The sequence below is a fragment of the Streptomyces sp. NPDC008125 genome (genome assembly GCF_042957125.1).
In the GTDB taxonomy this organism is placed as follows: domain Bacteria; phylum Actinomycetota; class Actinomycetes; order Streptomycetales; family Streptomycetaceae; genus Streptomyces.
This window is the reverse complement of sequence record NZ_JBIBHR010000022.1, coordinates 101177-122609: the sequence shown is the minus strand read 5'-3', so window position 1 is coordinate 122609 and position 21433 is coordinate 101177. Positions and strand designations below refer to the sequence as shown.

Here is a 21433-nt window from a genome sequence, read left to right as displayed (position 1 = left end):
CTGGGGCGGCGTCCGTGGCCGGGGCTTCCCGGTGGAGATGTCCGCGTCGGGGACCGAGGAATCCGAATCTTCGCACGAGTACTACGGGGGAACCATGTCCGGCAGTTCCGACAGCGTCACCGTGCCCGCGCACGCACTCCATCCGCTCCTCACGCACGAGCCGACGCGGATGCGGCTCACCGGCCCCGGGCTGCCGCTCACCCACGAGCTGATCAGGTTCGCCCCACTCGCGCAGCCCCGGGTGGCGCGGGTCGCCGAGCTGCTCACCGAGGACGCGGACCCGGCTGAACTCCACCCGCACGTCAGGGACCTGCTGAGGGTGGGACACCTGCTGTGCGAGGGCGCCGAGGCCCAGGAGGTCGTGCTCGACGGGGCCACGGGCCGGGTCTTCTCCATGGACCTCTTCGAGGACGCGCCCGGCCTGATCGACGTGGTCCCGCTGGCGCCCTCCCTCGACGCCCTGGCGCGGTTCCTCGGAGAGGTGGACGACCTGCGTGCGTCGCGCGGCAGGTTCGCGGTCGTCGCTGCCGGTCCACGCGGCACGGAGGCGGTGGCACGGGCGTGCGAGCTGCTGGCGGCGGTCTTCGCCGAGGAGGACTGGGGCGGCGGCGGCTGGGGAAGCGCGGGCGCTCCGGACACCTGGGAGCACCCCGTGCCGGCGCTGTGGCGGATCTCTGCCACCATCCGGCCGCTCGCCCTCGTGGCCGGTCCGGGCGAGGGGCTGCGTCTCGACCTGCCGAAGGGACTGCTGGAGGCGGAGTTCGGCCCGGAGGACCTGGTGCGGACCGAGCCGTCCGCACTCCCGGCGGGGCTGGTCCACGAGCCGACCCGCCGGTTCCTCGCGGAGGTGGGACTGCCGCGTACGCAGCTGATGTTCGGCCTGTGGAGCGAGGAGACGTTGCTGCGTCCGCTCGTGGAGGTCGAGAATGCGCGGGACGCGGACCCGGTCGTGCTCCCGGCCGACGCGGACCGGCTGTTCTGCCTCGGCAGCCTGGTCGAGGACATGGAGGTCGTGGTCGACGGCGTGACCGGTCTCCTCTCGTACCGCCCCTACGGCGAGGACGCGTTGGTGCCGATCAACGCCGATGTCTCCACGCTGGCCTTCACCCTGTGGATGTTCGGCCGGGAGCAACGGCTCGACGCCGAGAACGACTTCACCGCCGACTTCTACCACCAGCTGGCCGACGCCATGGTCGCGGTACTGGCCTCGGTCGATCCGGTGGCCTGCCTGCCTCCGGTGGAGGACGACTACCGCTACTGGCCGGAGGTGTTCCACGACGAGGCGGGAGCGGTGCTGCACGGGTGAGGGGGCGCGCGGGTGAGGGGGCGCGCGGGTGAGGGGGCGCGCGGAGAGGCCCGTGCGGGGCGGGTGCGGAACGGCCGGTCTCGTTTCCCGGTGAGCGCCACAGGCCGGTTTGACGGCCGTTCGCGCAGCGCTGGGCAGGGAGAACGAAGAAGCCCGGGTTCCGCCTCACGTGCCGTGGCACCGGCGCGGTCCCGCCGACGGCAGCTGAGCCGGAACCGGGAACGCCCGCACCTCCCGGTGCGGGCGTTCCCGGCGAGACGGCCGAGGCAGAGGTGGGGGCCTCGGCGAGGGTCTCGGGTCTGTGGGGGCTCCGTGCGGATCGGCGCGCGAGCGCACCACCCGGAGCCGGTCGGCGTGGGCGCGGGTCAGACCTTCGCCGGGACCACGCCCCCGTCGCGCTGGTCGGGCACCTCTTCGCCGGTCGGAGAGCCGGCCCCCGTGGCCGGGGCCGAATGCGCGCCGTCCTCCAGCATCCGCTCGTCGAAGGGCAGGTTGCCGGCCAGGACCTCGTCCACGCGGGCCCGGTCGATCTCCTTCGTCCAGGTCCCGACGAGGATGGTGGCGACGGCGTTCCCGGCGAAGTTGGTCAAGGCGCGGGCCTCGCTCATGAAGCGGTCGATGCCGACGATCAGGCCGACGCCGTCCACGAGTCCGGGGCGGTGCGACTGGAGGCCGCCCGCGAGGGTGGCGAGTCCGGCGCCGGTGACTCCGGCGGCGCCCTTGGAGGCGATGACCATGAAGACGAGCAGGGAAATCTGCTCGCCCGCGCTCAGCGGGTCGCCCATGGCGTTGGCGATGAAGAGGGACGACATCGTGAGGTAGATGGCGGTGCCGTCGAGGTTGAAGGAGTAGCCGGTCGGCACGGTGATGCCGACGACGGGCTTGCTGACGCCGAGGTGCTCCATCTTCGCGATGAGGCGCGGCAGGGCGGACTCGGAGGACGAGGTGGAGAGGATCAGCAGGAATTCTCGGCCGAGGTACTTCAGCAGCAGGAAGAGGTTCACGCCGGCGACCAGGCGCAGGATGCTGCCCAGGACGACGACGACGAAGATGGCGCAGGTGAGGTAGAAGCCGACCATGATGATGGCGAGCGACTTCAGCGCGTCCATGCCGGTCTCGCCGACCACCGCCGCCATCGCGCCGAACGCGCCGACCGGGGCCGCCCACATGATCATGGCGAGGATGCGGAAGACGAGCTTCTGGATGTGGCCGATGCCGCGCAGGATCGGTTCGCCGGTCGCGCCCAGGGCCTGGATGGCGAAGCCCGCGAGCAGCGCGATCAGCAGGGTCTGGAGGACCTCGCCCTCGGTGAAGGCCGAGACCATGGTCTTCGGAATGATGCCGAGCAGGAAGTCGGCGGTGGATTCACTCGCCCCCTCGGCCTGCTTCTCGCCGGCCGCGCGGACGGTCTCGGTGAGGTGCAGGCCTGAGCCGGGCTCCAGGATGTTGCCGACGATCAGGCCGATGGCGAGGGCGACGGTCGACATGACCAGGAAGTAGCCGAGGGCCAGCCCGCCCACCGCGCCGACCTTGGCGGCCTTGCGCACCGAGCCGACGCCCAGCACGATCGTGCAGAAGATGATCGGCGAGATCATCATCTTGATGAGATTGACGAAGCCGGTCCCGATGGGCTTCAGCTCGACGGCGACCCCGGGGGCGGCGAACCCCACGACGATGCCGAGCACCACGGCACCGATGACGGCGATGTACAGGTACTGGGTGCGGTCCCGCTGTCCGGCTGTGCCTGCCACGGGTGCCTCCTGGGTTCGGTCTCGGCTCGGTCGCGTACGGGTCCCGGGACCCGGGCGCGTACGAGTCACCCAGGTGGTGTCCGGGGCACGTACGGGTCCCGTCGTCGGGGCGCGTACCGGCCACCCGTCCCTGGGGGCCCCGGTGACTATCCACCGAGCCGTGACGCGGGTCACCCTTGCGTTCATAACGTTCACATCCCCGTGGCGCTCGCGCCGGACCTGACGCGTGGCGCGGGCCCGAGCGGCAGGGCCGAAAACGCCTCGCCACCGGTGCGCGGCACCGTTAGCCTCCGCCCATGATCGAAATCGGAACAGCGGCGGAAGAGGCGGTGGCCGGGTCGGAGTCGGAGGACGGGGGCACCGAGCCACTCCGGACCGTCTGCTGGCGGGGGCGGGGCATCGCCTTCACGCCGCTCGACCCCGACGACGCCGAACTGATCCACGGCTGGCTCTCCGACCCCGTCATCGCCCGCGAGGTCGGTACGTGGCCGCGCTCGCTGTCCGCGGTACGCGGGCGCGTCGAGAGCGACCATGAGGACGGCGACCGCGACGACTTCCTCGTCCTGCTCCCCGACGGCACTCCCGTCGGCCACATCGCCCTGACCGAACAGAACCTCATCGACGGTTCGGCCGCGATCACGCTGATGCTGGACCCCGGCCACCGTGGCCAGGGGCACGGCACTGCTGCCGTGGACGCCCTGGTCGACCTCGGCTTCGGTGAACTGCCGCTGCACCGCATCGAAGCCGAGACCCACACCACGAACTCCGCGGCACGGGGCGCCTTGGCCGGTGCCGGTTTCGTCCAGGAGGGAGTACGCCGCTCCACCTGCCTGCACCGGGGCCGTCGGTACGACCTCGGGATGCACGCGCTGCTTCGTGACGAGTGGGAGGCCCTCGACCGGCCCCGGTCCTGGGACCTGCCGGCCGACACCGACTGACCGCCCCGGTCGGGAAGACGCCTCCCCACACCGCGGCACGGGTCAGGCTCTCGGTCCCGGGTCCGCTCCCCCCTCCGGCCACAGGAACTCCGCGACGGTCTTCGTGAACTCCTCCGGTTCCGCCCGGTGGATCAGATGCCCGGCCGGGATGGTGACGAGCCGCCCGTGCCGGACGCGACGGACCAGTTCGGCTGTGCCGTCCCGAGGGACGTGGCTGTCCGGCCCGCCGGCCACGACGAGGGTCTCGGCGGTGATCCGGTCGAGGCGCTCCAGCCATCCCGCTTCCGGGGTGTCGAGCTGCGGTTTGACGGCCAGGACCGTCTCCCAGTCGAACGTCAGCTCCCCCTCCGGTCTGGTCGGTACGGTCCGCTCCCGGGGGCGGGGGGCGGGAACGTCCTCCAGGACCAGGCGGTGCACCCGCTGCGGGTGCTCCTCGGCGAGGAGGTAGGCGACGATCCCGCCCAGCGAGTGCCCCACCAGGTCCACCCGGTCGAGTGCCAGTGCATCGAGGAAGCCGAGCACGTCGTCCCGCATGAGCTCCAAGGAGTAGGTGCCGGGCCAGTCGCTCCGGCCGTGGCCGCGCAGGTCGAGGGCGTGGACGCGGCAGCGGCGGGCGAGGACGGGGGCCACGGCGCTCCAGTCCGAGGCGTCCTCGCCCAGCGCGTGCAGCAGGACGAGCGGCGGGGCGTCCGGCGGCCCCGAAACCTGGTAGGCGAGCCGGACGCCGCCGACGTCGACGGTGCGGTGATCGGTCATACCGAGGATGTGTCCGGGCGCCCGCACCGCCAAAACTCCTTTCGCCGCAGGCCGAACCAAGGCGTCGCCGCGGACCGAGCCAACCCGTTGCCACTCCCCTCACCGCTCCCCCGACCGCTCCCCTCACCGCACCCCGCCCACCGCACCCGGGGCAGACTGTCCGCCATGCGTTCCTTCCGTCCCCGTCCCCGCAGCCTGGCCGGCCAGCTCTTCGCCATGCAGGTCGTCCTGATCGCCGCCGTGGTGGCCGGAGGCGCGTTCTTCGCGTACGCCTCCGGCTCCGCGCGGGCCGAGGAGACCGCGCGGCGGCAGGTGCGGGCGGTGGCGGTGGCGATCGCCGGGTCGCCCTCCGTGCGGGAGGCGATCCGTACCCCGGAACCGTCCTCCACGCTCCAGCCGTACGCGGAACAGGTCCGCGCGGACACCGGGATCACGTTCGTGACGATCATGAACCCGCAGGGCGTCCGCTGGACGCATCCGGACAGCTCGCGCATCGGCGAGACCTTCCTCGGGCACACCGCGCGGGCGCTGAGGGGCGAGACGTTCGAGGAGACGTACACGGGCACGCTCGGCCCGTCGATCCGCGTGGTCACCCCGGTCCGCGACGGCGGCCGGATCACCGGGCTGGTCAGCGCGGGCATCACCGTGGAGCGGGTCTCCACGCAGGTGCGGGCGCAGTTGCGGGCCCTGAGCCTCGCGGCGGCGGGCGCGCTGGCGCTCGGCGGGATCGGTACGTACGTGATCAACGCCCGGCTGCGCCGCCACACGCACGGGATGAACGCGACGGAGCTGAGCCGGATGCACGACTACCACGAGGCGGCCCTGCACGCGGTGCGCGAGGGGCTGCTGATGCTGGACGGGCAGCGGAGGATCGCGCTGATCAACGATGCGGGCCGGGAACTGCTGGGGCTGGGGCCCGGCGCGGTCGGCCGGAGGGTGGACGCGCTGGAACTGCCGCCTTCGCTGACCGGGGCGTTGCTGGCGTCCGAGCCGCGGGGGGACGAACTCCATCTGACGGCGGACCGGGTGATCGTGCTGAACTCCCGTCCGGTGGTGGGCGGCGAGCAGCGGGGCACCGTGGTGACGCTGCGGGACCACACCGAACTGCAGGCGCTGTCGGGCGAGTTGGACTCGGAGCGCGGTTTCACGCAGGCGCTCCGCGCGCAGGCGCACGAGGCGGCGAACCGGTTGCACACGGTGGTGTCGCTGATCGAACTCGGCCGCGCCGAGGAGGCGGTGGGGTTCGCGACCGCCGAGCTGGAGCTGGCCCAGGTACTCACGGACCGGGTGGTGGGCGCGGTCGCCGAACCGGTGCTCGCGGCCCTGCTGCTGGGCAAGGCGGCCCAGGCCAACGAGCGCGGGGTGGAGCTGGTGCTGGCCGAGGACAGCCGGATCGACGACGGGGTGCTGCCCGACACCCTGGCGCAGCGGGACCTGGTGACCGTGCTGGGCAATCTGATCGACAACGCGCTGGACGCGGCGGCCGGGGGTCCGGGCGCCGCGGGGGCCGTCGTCCCCGGCCCCCGCCCCGAGGACCCGACGGCCGCGCAGGTACCCGCCCGCCCCCGGGTCACGGTGACGGCCGTCGCCGAGGCCGACGCCCGGGAGCTGCTGCTGAAGGTGGCGGACAACGGCCCCGGCATCGGCCGGGACGACGCCGAGGCGGTGTTCCGTACCGGCTGGTCGACGCACGGCAGCGGGCGGGGGCTCGGCCTCGCGCTGGTCCGCCAGACCGTGCGGCGCAACGGCGGGACGGTGGTACTGGGGCGGGGTCCGGACGGCGGCGCGGAGTTCTCCGTACGCCTGCCGATCCGCGACCGTACGGGCCACGGAAGCGGCGCCACGAGCACCGTCGGCACGGCGGGAGAGCGCGCGTGATCCGGGTCCTGGTGGTGGAGGACGACCCGGTGGCCGCCGACGCCCACCGGATGTACGTCGCACGGGTGGAGGGCTTCGAGGTGGCGGCCGTGGCGCACACGCGGGCGGAGGCCGTACGGGCGCTGGACCGGGAGCCCGTCGATCTGCTGCTGCTCGACCTCTACCTCCCCGACGGCCACGGGCTCCAGCTGCTGCGCGCGCTGCGGGCGGCCGGACACGGCGCGGACGTGATCGCGGTGACCTCGGCGAGGGACCTCGCGGTGGTGCGGGAGGGTGTCTCGCTGGGGGTGGTGCAGTACGTGCTGAAGCCGTTCACCTACCCGACGCTGCGGGACCGGCTGGTGCGGTACGCGGAGTTCCGGGCCGCGGCCGGGGAGGCGAGCGGGCAGGAGGAGGTGGACCGGGCGCTCGGGGTGCTGCGCGCCCCGCACCCGGCCGCACTGCCGAAGGGGCTGAGCGCCCCGACGCTGGAGGCGGTCACCCGTGAGCTGCGCGGGGCGCCGGACGGGGTGACGGCGGCGACCACCGGCGAGGCGCTGGGCATCTCCCGCATCACCGCGCGCCGTTACCTCGAACACCTCGTCGGCCTCGGCCGGGCCGCCCGCCGACCGCACTACGGCCAGGTCGGGCGGCCGGAGCTGCACTACCGATGGGTGCCGGAGGCGCGCTGACCGGCGTCCCCGAGCGGGTTCACCACAGCCGCGTGTCACCTTCCGCGGGGCTGCTGTCCGGTCGGGAGTGCGGACGCACCGCGACGAGTGGGACGACGAGGCCGCCGGTTCCGTCAGCCTCGGGTTCGCGGGCGGGGTGCGCGGCGGAGCGTCTGCGGCACGTCGCGGCCGGACCGCAGATCGCCACCGTGCGGGCGCAGCTCGCGCCGGCCCTCACGGACGACTTCGCCGAGTACCCGGCGTTCGCGCCCACCGAGGCCCGTGGGAGGGAACCGATCCGTGTGCTGGATCGGTCGGAGCGCCGGGCCGATGCGCTGAAGCCCCCGCGCTCCCGAGGCGGCCGGGCCGGCGTGCGTACGGTTGCGGAAACGGCGGGTGGCTGTGCCCCGTCCCTCCCGGGAGGGACGGGGCACAGCCTTCAGAACACCGACTCCGCTTCGAACATCCGGTCCGCCGGTACGGTCTTCAGCCGGGTCACCGCGTCGGCGAGCGGCACCATCTCGATGGTGGTCCCGCGCAGGGCGGTCATGTTGCCGAACTCGCCGCGGTGCACGGCCTCCACGGCGTGCCAGCCGAAGCGGGTCGCGAGGACGCGGTCGTACGCGGTCGGGGTGCCGCCGCGCTGTACGTGGCCGAGGATGACCGGGCGGGCCTCCTTGCCGAGGCGGCGCTCCAGCTCGACGGCGAGGCGGTTTCCGATGCCCTGGAAGCGCTCGTGGCCGAACTGGTCGATCTCGCCCTTGGCGTACGCCATGGAGCCCTCGGCGGGGTGCGCGCCTTCGGCGACGCAGATGACCGCGAACTTCTTGCCGCGGGCGAAGCGTTCCTCGACCATCTTGACCAGGTCGTCGACCTGGAAGGGGCGCTCGGGCAGGCAGATGCCGTGCGCGCCGCCGCCCATGCCGGACTCCAGGGCGATCCAGCCGGCGTGACGGCCCATCACCTCGACGACCATGACGCGCTGGTGGGATTCGGCGGTGGTCTTGAGGCGGTCTATGGCCTCCGTCGCGACGCCCACCGCGGTGTCGAAGCCGAAGGTGCGGTCGGTGGCGGAGATGTCGTTGTCGATGGTCTTCGGGACGCCGACGACGGGCATTCCGGCCTCGGAGAGCATCCGGGCCGCCGTGAGGGTGCCCTCGCCGCCGATGGGGATGAGGGCGTCTATGCCGTAACGGCGGGAGAGCTCCTCGCAGTTCTCCGCGGCCTCGCGGAGCCGGTCGCGTTCCAGGCGGGCGGAGCCGAGGATGGTGCCGCCGCGCGCCAGGATGCCGCTGACGGCGTTCAGGTCCAGCGGGCGGAAGTGGCCGTCCAGGAGGCCCTTGAAGCCGTCCTCGAAGCCGATGACCTCGTCGCCGTGACCCACGACTGCGCGGTGCACGACCGAACGGATCACTGCGTTCAGGCCGGGGCAGTCGCCGCCTGCGGTGAGAATTCCGATGCGCATCGTGCGTTGTCTCCTGCTCGCTAGTACCGGACTGTTCGGGGCCTTGGTGAGCGGCCCCCGCGCCGTGAGCCGTCCCGATTGTCCCACGGCAGGGGTACACCCCGCGCTTTCGGCTGCTCCGGCGCACGAACAGGGGGCGAAAATCCGGGTAACAGGTCCGGAAACTGCCTCCGGCACAACGTTACGTGGGGCCTCATGGGCGGCGGGGAGCCGGGGCGGGAAGCAATGCCCCCGGGTGTACGCGTGCACACACGCACGCACCGCCAACGGTGCGGCCCGCCCCGGGAAAGTGGGAAGGGGTCTCCGGCGGGCGGCCCTGCGGCCCCCGCAGGTATCGTCGGAAATAATGCAAGCCAATGCCACCCCTACCGGGATATCACCGCCCGTACCGGGCGAACAGTCGCATCAGGACGGGAGACCACGCGTGACGCGCAGCGTGTACGTGACCGGGATCGACCGGGGGGACGGCCGCCAGGTCGTCGAACTCGGGGTCATGGAGCTACTGACACGGCAGGTGGACCGCGTCGGCGTCTTCCGGCCGCTGGTCCACGACGGTCCCGACCGGCTGTTCGAGCTGCTGCGCGCCCGCTACCGGCTCTCCCAGAGCGCGGAGACCGTCCACGGCCTCGACTACCACGAGGCGTCGGCGATCCAGGCGGAGCAGGGTACCGACGAACTCGTCTCCCGGCTCGTCGAGCGCTTCCACCAGGTCTCGCGCGCGTACGAAGTGGTGCTGGTGCTCGGCACCGACTACGCGGACACCCAGCTCCCCGACGAGCTGGCGCTCAACGCCCGCCTCGCCAACGAGTTCGGGGCCTCCGTCATCGCGGTGGTCGGCGGGAAGGACCAGCCCGCCGAGTCGGTGCGGGCCGAGACGCACAACGCGTACCGGGCCTACGCCGGACTCGGCTGCGACGTGCTGGCGATGGTCGTCAACCGGGTCGCGCCCGAGGACCGGGACACCCTCGCCGGGCGCATCGTGGAGCGGCTGACCGTCCCGGTGTACGTACTGCCCGACGAGCCCGCTCTCTCGGCGCCCACGGTCGCACAGGTCACCGCCGCGCTGGGCGGCACGGTGCTGCTCGGCGACGACGCGGGCCTCGCGCGGGACGCGCTGGACTTCGTGTTCGGCGGGGCGATGCTGCCGAGGTTCCTGCAGGCGCTGACGCCCGGCTGCATGGTCGTCACCCCGGGCGACCGGGCCGACCTGGTGGTGGGCTCGCTCGCCGCGCACAGCGCCGGTACCCCGCCCATCGCGGGGGTGCTGCTGACGCTGGACGAGCGTCCCGGCGAGGAGATCCTCCAGCTGGCGGCCCGGCTCGCGCCCGGCACCCCGGTGATCTCGGTGCCCGGGGGTTCCTTCCCGACCGCCGGTGAACTCTTCGCCCTCGAAGGCAAACTGAACGCGGCCACGCCCCGCAAGGCGGAGACCGCGCTCGGCCTGTTCGAGCGCCACGTGGACACCACCGCGCTCCTGGAGCGGGTCTCGGTGGCCCGTACCGGACGCGTCACGCCGATGATGTTCGAGCACGACCTGCTGGAGCAGGCGCGGGCCGACCGGCGCCGGGTGGTGCTGCCGGAGGGCTCCGAGGAGCGCGTGCTGCGCGCCGCCGACGTGCTGCTCCGCCGCGACGTGTGCGAGCTGACGCTCCTCGGCGACGTGGACCTGATCCGCAAGAAGGCGGCCGACCTCGGCATCGACCTCGCGGACACCCAGCTCATCGACCCGGCCACCTCCGAGCTGCGGCAGGCCTTCGCGGAGCGGTACGCCCAGCTGCGCGCGCACCGCGGGGTGACGGTGGAGCTGGCGTACGACGTGGTCTCCGACGTGAACTACTTCGGCACCCTGATGGTCCAGGAGGGCCTGGCGCACGGCATGGTCTCCGGTTCGGTGCACTCCACGGCGGCGACCATCCGGCCGGCGTTCGAGATCATCAAGACGAAGCCGGACGCACGGATCGTCTCCTCGGTGTTCTTCATGTGCCTCGCCGACAAGGTGCTGGTGTACGGCGACTGCGCGGTCAACCCGGACCCGGACGCCGAGCAGCTCTCGGACATCGCGGTCCAGTCGGCGGCGACCGCGGCACGCTTCGGGGTGGACCCGCGGATCGCGATGCTGTCGTACTCCACCGGGACCTCGGGGTCCGGTGCGGACGTCGAGAAGGTGCGGGAGGCGACGGAGCGGGTCCGCTCGGCGCGGCCCGACCTGCTCATCGAGGGCCCGATCCAGTACGACGCGGCGGTCGAGCCGACCGTCGCGGCGACGAAGATGCCCGAGTCCCCGGTGGCGGGCCAGGCCACCGTGCTGATCTTCCCGGACCTCAACACCGGCAACAACACCTACAAGGCGGTACAGCGCTCGGCGGGCGCGGTCGCGGTGGGCCCGGTGCTCCAGGGGCTGCGCAAGCCGGTCAACGACCTCTCGCGCGGCGCCCTGGTCCAGGACATCGTGAACACCGTGGCCATTACAGCCATCCAGGCGCAGGGCGAGGAGTGACCCGCATGACCCACACGACGACCGACGCGACGACCGACCGGGACGGCGCGGGTGCGGCGCCCTCCGGCGCGCACCGGGTGCTCGTGCTCAACTCCGGCTCCTCGTCGGTGAAGTACCAGCTGCTGGACATGCGCGACCACTCCCGGCTCGCTTCCGGACTGGTGGAGCGCATCGGTGAGGAAACGTCCCGCCTGGTGCACACCCCGCGTCCGGGCGACGGCGGCGAGGCCCGTGAGCGCACCGGCCGGATCGCCGACCACGCGGCGGCCCTGAAGGCCGCCGCCGAGGAGCTGGCGGCCGACGGGCTCGGGCTCGACTCCCCCGAGCTGGCGGCGATCGGGCACCGGGTGGTGCACGGCGGGCTCCGGTTCACCGAGCCGACCGTGGTCACCGACGACGTGCTCAAGGAGATCGAGCGCCTGGTGCCGGTCGCCCCGCTGCACAACCCGGCGAACATCACCGGCATCCGTACGGCTCAGGAGCTGCGGCCGGATCTTCCACAGGTCGCGGTCTTCGACACCGCGTTCCACACGACGATGCCCGAGCACGCGGCCCGGTACGCGATCGACGTGGAGACCGCCGACGCCCACCGGGTCCGCCGGTACGGCTTTCACGGGACCTCGCACGCGTACGTCTCACGCCGCACGGCGAAGCTGCTGGGCCGGCCGGTCGAGGACCTCAACATCATCGTGCTGCACCTCGGCAACGGCGCCTCGGCGTCGGCCGTGGCGGGCGGGCGGTGCGTGGACACCTCGATGGGCCTGACTCCGCTGGAGGGCCTCGTCATGGGGACCCGCTCCGGGGACATCGACCCGGCGGTCACCTTCCACCTGAAGCGGGTGGCGGGGATGTCCGCGGACGAGATCGACGAGCTGCTCAACAAGAAGAGCGGCCTGGTCGGCCTCTGCGGCGACAACGACATGCGGGAGATCCGCCGCCGCGTGGACGAGGGCGACGAGCGTGCCGCCCTCGCCTTCGACATCTACATCCACCGCCTGAAGAAGTACATCGGCGCCTACACGGCCGTCCTCGGCCGGGTGGACGCGGTGGCCTTCACGGCGGGGGTCGGCGAGAACTCGGCCCCGGTGCGGGAGGCTGCCATCGCCGGTCTGGAGGCGCTGGGCATGACGGTGGACGGCGATCTGAACGCCGTACGGTCGCCCCAGCCCCGGCTGATCTCCCCCGAGAACGCCCGGGTCGCGGTCGCCGTGGTGCCGACGGACGAGGAGCTGGAGATCGCCGGACAGACGTTCGCGCTGGTCGGACGGGCCGCCGGGGACGGCGGCGACGGCAGCGGCACCGGGCCGGAGGAGGCCGGGGCGACGCAGCCGTAGAGGCCCACAACTGAGCACCCCCACGCCCCTTTGTACTTTCCACCAGACGGAATATTCCGCAGTGAAACAAACCGATAGGATCCGCCCCATGCGCCGTTCCAAAATCGTCTGCACCCTCGGTCCCGCCGTCGACTCCCACGAGAAGCTGGTCGCTCTGATCGAGGCCGGCATGAGCGTGGCCCGATTCAACTTCAGCCACGGCACCCACGAAGAGCACCAGGGCCGGTACGACCGTGTCCGCAAGGCTGCTGCCGAGACCGGGCGGGCGGTGGGCGTGCTCGCCGACCTCCAGGGCCCGAAGATCCGCCTCGCGAAGTTCGCCGAGGGCCCCGTCGAGCTGGTCCGCGGTGACGAGTTCACCATCACCGCCGAGGACGTCCCCGGCGACAAGTCGATCTGCGGTACGACCTACAAGGGTCTGCCGGGCGACGTCACCAAGGGCGACCCGATCCTCATCAACGACGGCAACGTCGAGCTGAAGGTCGTCGAGGTCGAGGGCCCCCGGGTCAAGACCATCGTCATCGAGGGCGGTGTCATCTCCGACCACAAGGGCATCAACCTGCCCGGCGCGGCGGTCAACGTCCCGGCCCTGTCCGAGAAGGACGTGGAGGACCTCCGGTTCGCCCTGCGGATGGGCTGCGACATGGTCGCCCTCTCCTTCGTCCGTGACGCCGAGGACGTCAAGGACGTCCACAAGGTGATGGACGAGGAGGGCCGCCGGGTCCCCGTCATCGCCAAGGTAGAGAAGCCGCAGGCGGTCGAGCACATGGAGGGCGTCGTCCTGGCGTTCGACGGTGTGATGGTGGCCCGTGGTGACCTCGCCGTGGAGTACCCGCTGGAGAAGGTCCCGATGGTGCAGAAGCGCCTGGTGGAGCTCTGCCGGCGCAACGCCAAGCCGGTGATCGTGGCGACCCAGATGATGGAGTCGATGATCACCAACTCCCGTCCGACCCGTGCCGAGGCGTCCGACGTCGCCAACGCGATCCTGGACGGTGCGGACGCGGTCATGCTGTCCGCCGAGTCCTCGGTCGGCGCGTACCCGATCGAGACGGTCAAGACGATGGCGAAGATCGTCGTCGCCGCCGAGGAGGAGCTCCTCTCCAAGGGCCTCCAGCCGCTGGTCCCGGGCAAGAAGCCGCGCACCCAGGGTGGTGCGGTCGCCCGCGCCGCCACGGAGATCGCGGACTTCCTGGACGGCAAGGCGCTGGTCGCGTTCACCAAGTCCGGTGACACCGCCCGCCGCCTGTCCCGCTACCGCGCCGCGCAGCCGGTGCTCGCGTTCACCACGGACGAGGCCACCCGCAACCAGCTCACGCTGAGCTGGGGCGTCGAGGCCCACGTCGTGCCGCACGTGGAGACCACCGACGCGATGGTCGACATGGTCGACGCCGAACTGCTGAAGCTCGGCCGCTACAACGAGGGCGACACGATGATCATCACCGCCGGTTCGCCCCCCGGCATCCCCGGCACCACCAACATGGTCCGCGTCCACCTCGTGGGCGGCGGCGAGCGCGCCTGACGCGCACACCACCAGCGGAACGACGGCCGTGGGCCGCGCACTCCGGCGACAGCCGGGTGCGCGGCCCACGGCCGTTCCTGCGTACGGCGGCGGACCCGGACACGCCTGTGGCCCGCCTCCCTGATGAACAGGGCTGCGGGCCACAGGTGTTGTGCGGCTCCCGGACTGGTCTGGGGTGCGGCGGAGCGGTCAGCCGCCGTTCTTCGTCAGGTAGTTGTGCAGACCCGGCACCTTGAGCGAGCCGCCGAACTGGCCCGCCTGGGTGACCTTGACGTTCGTGAAGAACGCGAAGGGCACGTTGATCGGGGGCGGCGAGGTGGGGCTGAAGGTGATCGGGATGATGCCGAAGAGGTTGCCCTTCAGCTCCTCCGTGTACATCGTCACCTTGCCGTTGCGGATGGTGGACGTGGAGCCGTCCCGGGCCTGGACGTGCATGGTGGTGCCGTCCGGGCCGACCGCCGTCTGGTGGAGGTCCTTGATGTCTATGGAGTCGGCGGTGAACTTCAGCACCTTCTTCACCGTGCCGTCCGCCGTCTTCACCTCCACGATGCCCGCGTAGTCCAGCCCCGTGAGGGTGAGCAGCGAGGACTCCAGGATCCACGGGTCGGTCGGGAGCAGAGGGATCCCGGGCTCCAGCTCGGCCGCCGCGAGGGCCTCCGGGTCTTCGGTCGGACACGGGAACGGCTGCTTGGCGCCGTCCGGGATGTCCTCGTCCTTCTTCGCGTCGAGGCCCTTGGCGTCCTCGTCCAGCTCCTCGACCGTCCGGCCCGCCTCGGCCGCCGCCGCACGGATCCCGGCCTCGGTCTTCTCGGCCTCGGTCTTCTCGGCGTCGGCGGCTGCTTCGTCCTTCGCGGCGTCGGCGTCCTTCGCGGCGTCGGTCGCGGAGGCGCCGGAGCCGGAGGCGTCGTCGGCCAAGGGCGCTGCCGACTCCTCCGTACCGGAGCCGGTGGTCTCCTCGGCCTTCGGCGCCTCGGTGGTGGCGCTCGGGGACGGGGTCGCCTTGTTCGGGTCGAGGCTGTCGAAGAAGCCCTTGATCGCGTCGCCCACACCGAGCGGGTCGAGCGGGTTGGTGCTCTTCGTCGGGGTCGGCGTGGGCCCGGCGGCGGACTTCGCTCCGGCAGCGGCGCCCGCGGTGTCCGACGCGGTGTCGTCGGCGGCGGGGGTGTCCGAGGTCGCCGAGGGGGACGGGGTCGTGGTCGGCGTGGGCCCGGAGTCCTCGCCCTTGTCCGTCCCCGCTTCCTCGTCCTTGCCCGCCGAAGCGGAGCCGGAGGCCGAGGCCGAGGGGGACGGTGAGGCGGACGTCGACGGCTCCGGCGACTCGCTCGGCTCGTCGGACCGGGTGACGCACGGGCCGGGCGCGAACGGGATGTCCGAGGCGTCGTCGGCCATGGCGAGCTTGGGCGTGAGGCCCATGCCCACGAAGACCGCCGTCGGCATCGCGGCGAGCGCGAACGCCTTCTTTCCGGACGGCAGGTTCAGCTTCGTCAACAGCGACTTGCGGGGAGCCGCGTGGCGCGGGCCTCTCCGCTCGCGGGCTGCTTCGCCCGCGAAGACGTCGGAGTACCCGTCCTCACGCACGGTGCCTCCCGCCGTCCGCGTCGGCGTCCACCGCCGCGTCGAAGTCGGCGGGCTGCTGCGCGGGGAAAGTGGTGATGCCGTGCGGCTCGTCCGAGTGCGGCCCGTACGCGAGCGCCGGCTTGTCCGCGCCGAATGCGACGGAAGCAGCCTGCGCGTTCTCGGACCGTGCGACGCCCGCCGTGCTCGCGGCATCGTCCTCCGGCTGTCCCGGGGCCCAGGACACGGAGAGCGCGCCGCCGACCAGCGCGAGAACGAAGCCCATCACGAACCCGCCGAAGTTGGCCACGGGTATGGAGATCAGCCCGAGCAGAATCGCCGCCACTCCTGCGAACACGCGGACGATGTGGTGGAACCACATGGTCAGCCCCAGCGTGACGAGCAGGACCCCGATGATCAGTGAACCGGCACCGGCGGTGGTGGACATCGCCAGGGTGACGTTGCCGAGGTGCATGTTGGCGTACGGGAAGTAGGCGATGGGTATACCGCCCGCCATGGTGAGCAGGCCTGCCCAGAACGGCCTGCTCCCCCGCCAGGCGCGGAATCCCTGTCGGTGGGCGGTGAGGTGGTGCTCGTTCTGCCCTGTGGACTCGGGGCTCATGGAAAACAGCTCCCTGGAACCGGTACTGCTGTGAGAAAGGGAGGGTGGGCGGCCGGAGCCCGCGTGCATGACCCCGGCCACCCGAACTGAATGCCTACTCGCACTCGTTCGCGTCGTGGTTCAGGCGCAGGCTGAGGTTGCTCAGCTTGAAAGTGCCGGCCGTGGTGGCCCAGGCCCTCTGCGAGACGTTGGTCAGCGTCGCCGTCCTGGCGCGCTGGCCGAAGCCGTACTCGTTCGCCCCGGTGGTCTTCGGCTGGATGCCTGTACCGGACTTCGTGCCGTCGCCGAGGTGCCCCGCCGCGACACCGATGTCGATGTTCTCGAAGTAGGCGTCGGCGTCGAGCTGGGAGACGTCCAGGTACAGGTCCGTCGCCACGACCGGCTTCTTCTCGGCGGTGCCGGCCGTCAGCTTCAGCGTCCACGTGCCGAGGCCCGGGATCGGCGTGACGACCGACTGGCACATGTTCGTGATTTCCGCGTAGCTGAAGCCGGAGACCGCGACCGGGTGGCTGCCCGCGCCACCCGTGGCGACGTTGCCGTACTGGACGAAGTCATCGCCCTTGAGCTGGTCGGCAGTGACCTTGAAGTCCTGCCCCGAGATGCTGAACGACGCAGCCAGCGCACCCTGCGCCAGCCCCACGCCCACCGCCGCCGTGGCGACGACGCTCGGCACCATGACCAGGGCGAAGCGCTTCCATCTGGTTCCACCGCGGATCTGGGAACTCATATATTTCCTCCTTCTCGGACGTACATCTCCGGCCGGGCCGTTGCCCGTCCCGGGATGGGAGAAGTGCTACGTCCTCGGGAAGGAGAGCGCCCGTCCCGGAGGCTGTACCGCATCCGATGCACCGGCGTTCACCCCCGAGCGACAAACCACTGACCGCGCGGTCCGCGCAGCCGGTCGGACAGGCCCCGCCCTCGGGCAGGAACCCCCCTGTCCTGGGTCGGCGGGTGTTCCGCCGGCCCGCCCGGTGGGGACCAACTGCCCGCGGCACCGACTGGCGGTCGGGCCGTCGGTTATTGGACCGAGCGTGGCCGATCGTGGTGCATTCGGGGCCGGTGCACAAGGGGTGTCGTTACTCGCTAGTAACGGGCCGATAACCACCCCGCGACGCCATGGCATGAACCGGCCACGCAGGGTGGCACGAAAGGGACGGCCAAACCGGAGGAAAACGCAGCGCAACCGGGCAGAGAACCCGAGTCGCTTTACTGCGAGTAACAGCAGTCTGTCAGGTCAAGATTTGGCAAAGTGGAGCCACTGGGCGCCCCGAGTTGTCGCCCGGACGTGAAAACGGCCGTGCCACCCGGTGGGCGCCACGGCCGTCTTGTCACATCGGAACAAGTCCCGTCGGAACACGTCGCATCGGATCGGCTCTCATCAGAACAGCACGCGCGCGAGCGCCGTACGGGCCGAGGCGACCCGCGGGTCCTCCGGGCCGATGACCTCGAAGAGTTCGAGCAGCCGCACCCGCACCGCGTCGCGGTCGTCGCCGAACGTGCGGCGGACCGTCTCCACGAGCCGCCCGAAGGCGTCCTCCACATGGCCCCCGACGAGGTCGAGGTCGGCGGCGTCGATCTGGGCGGCGACGTCGGCCGGACCGGCGGCGGCCTTCTCCCGGACCTCCTGCGGGTTCATCTTCTGCACCCGGCCCAGGAGTTCGGCCTGCGCGAGGCCCAACTTGGCCTCCGGGTTCGCCGGGTCGTCGGAGAGGACGTTGCGGTACGCCTGCACCGCGCCCGGGAAATCGCTGGCGTCCAGGGCGACGGAGGCGGCTTCCAGCAGCGCGTCGTACGGGCCGGCCGGGATCTCGGCGGGGGCCGCGTCGGCACCCTCCGCGTCCGGGTCCACGACGATCCCGGTGAGGCCGAAGCGCTCCTCGCCTACCTGGATCAGCTGGTCCAGGGTCTCGCGGATCTGGGCCTCGGGTGCGGCACCCTGGAAGAGCGGGAGGGCCTGGCCCGCGACGACGGCGAAGACCGCCGGGATGCCCTGGATGCCGAACTGCTGCATCAGCATCTGGTTGGCGTCGACATCGACCTTGGCGAGCAGGAAGCGGCCGTTGTACGCGACGGCCAGCCGCTCCAGAAGGGGGCTGAGCTGCTTGCAGGGCTCGCACCACTCGGCCCAGAAGTCGATGACGACGGGTACTTCGGCGGAGCGCTGGAGGACATCGCGTTCGAATCCGGCTTCGTCGACGTCGATCACCAGGGCGGACGGCGCGACGGCGCCGGTGCCCCCCTTGCGGGCGGCCTCGGCACGGGCCTGCTCCGCCTTGGCCTTCGCCTCTCCGGCCGCCTTGACAGCGGCGAGGTCGACGACGCCGCTCATGGACATGTTCCTAGGCTGCATACGTACATCCTCCCCCCTGTGCCCGCCGTTCCGGAAAGCGATCGGTCAACCGGGTCCTGCCGCGGCCCCGGCCGGCGTGCGGGGCGGGCGGACGGACACGGTTCGGAGGGCCTGAACCCCCCGGTCGCGGCACCGGATCCCCGTCCCGCGCCGCTCGGTCGGCACCGGATCCCCATCCGGCGCCCCCACGTGGCTGTCGCTCGTTCGTGGCGCGGGCCGTCGGGCCACTGCCCGAGGGTCCTTACGCTACGACCCGTAGCGTAACTGGCGAGCAGTCCTCCTGAACAGGACGCCCCGGTGATCTGTCTCACCCGGACCCGGAGCGGCCCCGCCTACCTACTCGCGGGTAGGGTCGCTCCATGCCGAGCCGCAACGACCCCCCGTCCGCCCGCCCCGGCCGCCCCCGCAGCGTCGACGCCGATGCCGCGATCCTGGAGGCGACCCGGGCGTCCCTGGTCGAACTCGGCTGGTCGAAGCTGACGATGGGGGACGTGGCGACGCGCGCCGGGGTCGCCAAGACGACCCTCTACCGGCGGTGGGCCGGCAAGAACGAGCTGGTCGTGGACGCCGTCGCCGTCCTCTTCGACGAGCTCGAACTCCCCGACCTCGGCAGCCTTGCCGCCGACGTGCAGGGCGTGGTCCTCCAGTTCGCGGAGCTGCTGGAGCGGCCGGAGACCCGGACGGCGCTGATGGCGGTGGTCGCCGAGTCGACGCGCGACGCGGCGCTGCGCACACGCATCCAGGACTCGATCGTCAACCGCCAGAAGCGGCTGGTGGTCCTGGGCCGCCGACGGGCGCAGGAGCGCGGGGAGCTGCCGCCCGAGCCGGACGGCCGGGCAGCCGGGCCGACGGCGGACCTGATCTTCGACGTCATCGCGGGCGCGGTGGTGCACCGGGCGCTGGTCAGCGCCGAGCCCGTCGATGCCGACTGGGCCCGGCGCTTCACCGCACTGCTGCTCTCCGGGCTCGGCGCGGTGGCGTAGCGCCCGCCGCCGCCCCCGGGAGAGGCCTGCTCAGAACCCCGGCGGCTCCGTGTAGACCCCCCACTCCTCGCGCAGCACCCCGCAGATCTCGCCGAGGGTCGCCTCGGCGCGGACCGCCTCCAGCATCGGGGCGATCATGTTCGAGCCGTCCCGGGCTGCGGCGAGCATCGCGTCCAGCGAGCCGCGCACCTTCGCCTCGTCGCGGGCCGCCCGGCGGGCGCCGAGGGCACGGACCTGCTCGCGCTCGACCTCGTGGCTGACCCGCAGGATCTCCAGGTCGCCGGTGACCGAGCCGTGGTGGACGTTGACGCCGACGACCCGCTTGTCTCCCTTCTCCAGGGAGCGCTGGTACTGGAACGCGGAGTCGGCGATCTCCCCGGTGAACCAGCCGTCCTCGATGCCGCGCAGGATGCCCGAGGTGAGGGGGCCGATGGGGTGACGCCCGTCGGGGTGGGCGCGGGTGCCGCGCTCGCGGATCTGCTCGAAGATCTTCTCGGCGTCGGCCTCGATCCGGTCGGTGAGCTGTTCGACGTACCAGGAGCCGCCCAGCGGGTCGGCCACGTTGGCGACGCCGGTCTCCTCCATCAGCACCTGCTGGGTGCGGAGCGCGATTTCGGCGGCCTGTTCGGAGGGGAGGGCCAGGGTCTCGTCGAGGGCGTTGGTGTGCAGCGAGCTGGTGCCGCCGAGAACGGCGGAGAGCGCCTCGACCGCGGTGCGTACGACGTTGTTGTACGGCTGCTGAGCGGTGAGGGAGACCCCGGCGGTCTGGGTGTGGAAGCGGAGCCACTGGGCCTTGTCGGTCTTCGCGCCGTACGTCTCCTTCATCCAGCGGGCCCAGATGCGGCGGGCGGCGCGGAACTTGGCGATCTCCTCGAAGAAATCGAGGTGGGCGTCGAAGAAGAAGGAGAGGCCGGGCGCGAAGGTGTCCACGTCGAGCCCCCGGGAGAGGCCCAGCTCCACGTATCCGAAGCCGTCGGCGAGGGTGTAGGCGAGCTCCTGCGCGGCCGTGGCCCCGGCCTCGCGGATGTGGTAGCCGGAGACGGAGAGCGGTTTGTACGCGGGGATGGCGCGGGCGCAGTGCTCCATCAGGTCGCCGATGAGCCGCAGATGCGGTTCGGGCTGGAAGAGCCACTCCTTCTGGGCGATGTACTCCTTGAAGATGTCGGTCTGCAGGGTGCCGTTGAGTACGGCGGGGTCGACGCCCTGGCGTTCGGCGGCGACGAGGTACATGCAGAAGACGGGGACGGCGGGTCCGCTGATCGTCATGGAGGTGGTGACCTCGCCGAGCGGGATGTCCCGGAAGAGGACCTCCATGTCGGCGGCGGAGTCGATGGCGACGCCGCAGTGCCCGACCTCGCCGAGCGAACGGGGCTCGTCGGAGTCCCGGCCCATCAGGGTCGGCATGTCGAAGGCCACGCTGAGCCCGCCGCCGCCCGCGGCGAGGATCATCTTGTACCGCTCGTTGGTCTGCTCGGCGTTGCCGAAGCCGGCGAACTGGCGGATGGTCCAGGTACGGCCCCGGTAGCCCGTCGGGTGCAGGCCCCGGGTGAACGGGTACTCGCCGGGCCAGCCGATCCGCTCGAACCCGTCGTACGTGTCGCCGGGCCGGGGACCGTACACCGGGTCCACCGGGTCGCCGGACAGGGTGGTGAAGTCCGCGTCACGCGTGCGGGCCTTGTCGTAACGGGCCTGCCAGCGTCGGCGGCCCTCCTCGATCGCGTCAGCGTCCATGGTGTCGAATTTACTAGGACGTCCTACTACCTGTCGATGACAAACCGCCCGGCACTTGGACGGAGTCCGGTGCGGGCGGTTCGCGGGTCCTGCGGGAGT

16 protein-coding genes are annotated in these 21433 nt (G+C 71.8%); 8 read left to right on the top strand and 8 right to left on the bottom strand.

Annotation, left to right across the window (positions count from 1 at the left end):
* Positions 1-94 precede the first annotated feature (94 nt).
* A complete protein-coding gene (locus ACFZAX_RS30255) occupies positions 95-1306 on the top strand; it encodes an SUKH-4 family immunity protein (protein ID WP_390965490.1) in 1212 nt (403 codons plus the stop codon).
* 365 nt (positions 1307-1671) lie between these two features.
* Here ACFZAX_RS30255 and ACFZAX_RS30250 read toward each other — a convergent pair whose 3' ends face one another.
* Positions 1672-3057 carry a cation:dicarboxylate symporter family transporter gene (locus ACFZAX_RS30250; protein ID WP_390965489.1) on the bottom strand — a complete coding sequence of 462 codons (1386 nt, stop codon included), beginning with the start codon at positions 3055-3057 and terminating at the stop codon, positions 1672-1674.
* 296 nt (positions 3058-3353) lie between these two features.
* On the opposite strand from ACFZAX_RS30250, the gene ACFZAX_RS30245 reads away from it, so the two are divergent.
* Positions 3354-3995 (top strand): GNAT family N-acetyltransferase, encoded by a 642-nt coding sequence (locus ACFZAX_RS30245; protein ID WP_390965488.1) that lies wholly within the window; start codon positions 3354-3356, stop codon positions 3993-3995.
* 42 nt (positions 3996-4037) lie between these two features.
* Here ACFZAX_RS30245 and ACFZAX_RS30240 read toward each other — a convergent pair whose 3' ends face one another.
* Positions 4038-4751: an alpha/beta fold hydrolase gene (locus ACFZAX_RS30240; protein WP_390965487.1), complete on the bottom strand. Its 714-nt coding sequence runs from the start codon at positions 4749-4751 to the stop codon at positions 4038-4040.
* Between the two features lie 165 nt (positions 4752-4916).
* On the opposite strand from ACFZAX_RS30240, the gene ACFZAX_RS30235 reads away from it, so the two are divergent.
* The gene (locus tag ACFZAX_RS30235) at positions 4917-6629 is read left to right on the top strand and encodes an ATP-binding protein (protein ID WP_390965486.1); all 1713 of its coding nucleotides are present in this window, start codon (positions 4917-4919) and stop codon (positions 6627-6629) included.
* On the top strand, positions 6626-7300 hold the full coding sequence (locus tag ACFZAX_RS30230; RefSeq protein ID WP_390965485.1) for a response regulator: 675 nt from the start codon (positions 6626-6628) through the stop codon (positions 7298-7300). The genes ACFZAX_RS30235 and ACFZAX_RS30230 overlap by 4 nt, the downstream gene beginning before the upstream one ends.
* Positions 7301-7718: 418 nt before the next feature.
* Here the strand turns inward: ACFZAX_RS30230 and ACFZAX_RS30225 are convergent, their stop codons facing one another.
* Positions 7719-8744, bottom strand: coding sequence for an ATP-dependent 6-phosphofructokinase (locus ACFZAX_RS30225; protein ID WP_390965484.1), 1026 nt, complete (start codon positions 8742-8744; stop codon positions 7719-7721).
* A gap of 424 nt (positions 8745-9168) precedes the next feature.
* Between ACFZAX_RS30225 and pta the strand changes: the two genes are divergently transcribed.
* The 3 genes from pta to pyk all read left to right on the top strand — a co-directional run bounded on the left by pta (position 9169) and on the right by pyk (position 14094).
* Positions 9169-11241: a phosphate acetyltransferase gene (pta, locus tag ACFZAX_RS30220; RefSeq protein ID WP_390965483.1), complete on the top strand. Its 2073-nt coding sequence runs from the start codon at positions 9169-9171 to the stop codon at positions 11239-11241.
* 5 nt (positions 11242-11246) lie between these two features.
* Positions 11247-12575 (top strand): acetate/propionate family kinase, encoded by a 1329-nt coding sequence (locus ACFZAX_RS30215; RefSeq protein ID WP_390965482.1) that lies wholly within the window; start codon positions 11247-11249, stop codon positions 12573-12575.
* Between the two features lie 88 nt (positions 12576-12663).
* Positions 12664-14094, top strand: coding sequence for a pyruvate kinase (gene pyk / locus ACFZAX_RS30210; protein ID WP_390965481.1), 1431 nt, complete (start codon positions 12664-12666; stop codon positions 14092-14094).
* 189 nt (positions 14095-14283) lie between these two features.
* On the opposite strand, the gene ACFZAX_RS30205 is transcribed toward pyk, so the two are convergent.
* The 4 genes from ACFZAX_RS30205 to ACFZAX_RS30190 all read right to left on the bottom strand — a co-directional run bounded on the left by ACFZAX_RS30205 (position 14284) and on the right by ACFZAX_RS30190 (position 18620).
* Entirely contained in the window at positions 14284-15672 is a 1389-nt protein-coding gene (locus ACFZAX_RS30205) for a hypothetical protein (protein WP_390965480.1), read from the bottom strand.
* Entirely contained in the window at positions 15665-16270 is a 606-nt protein-coding gene (locus tag ACFZAX_RS30200) for a DUF6114 domain-containing protein (RefSeq protein WP_390965479.1), read from the bottom strand. The genes ACFZAX_RS30205 and ACFZAX_RS30200 overlap by 8 nt, the downstream gene beginning before the upstream one ends.
* Positions 16271-16364: 94 nt before the next feature.
* Positions 16365-16997 (bottom strand): DUF6230 family protein, encoded by a 633-nt coding sequence (locus tag ACFZAX_RS30195; protein ID WP_390965478.1) that lies wholly within the window; start codon positions 16995-16997, stop codon positions 16365-16367.
* A gap of 651 nt (positions 16998-17648) precedes the next feature.
* Positions 17649-18620 (bottom strand): tetratricopeptide repeat protein, encoded by a 972-nt coding sequence (locus ACFZAX_RS30190; RefSeq protein WP_390965477.1) that lies wholly within the window; start codon positions 18618-18620, stop codon positions 17649-17651.
* 359 nt (positions 18621-18979) lie between these two features.
* On the opposite strand from ACFZAX_RS30190, the gene ACFZAX_RS30185 reads away from it, so the two are divergent.
* A complete protein-coding gene (locus ACFZAX_RS30185) occupies positions 18980-19603 on the top strand; it encodes a TetR/AcrR family transcriptional regulator C-terminal ligand-binding domain-containing protein (protein WP_390965476.1) in 624 nt (207 codons plus the stop codon).
* Between the two features lie 30 nt (positions 19604-19633).
* Here the strand turns inward: ACFZAX_RS30185 and ACFZAX_RS30180 are convergent, their stop codons facing one another.
* Positions 19634-21334: a methylmalonyl-CoA mutase family protein gene (locus tag ACFZAX_RS30180; protein ID WP_390965475.1), complete on the bottom strand. Its 1701-nt coding sequence runs from the start codon at positions 21332-21334 to the stop codon at positions 19634-19636.
* Positions 21335-21433 lie beyond the last annotated feature (99 nt).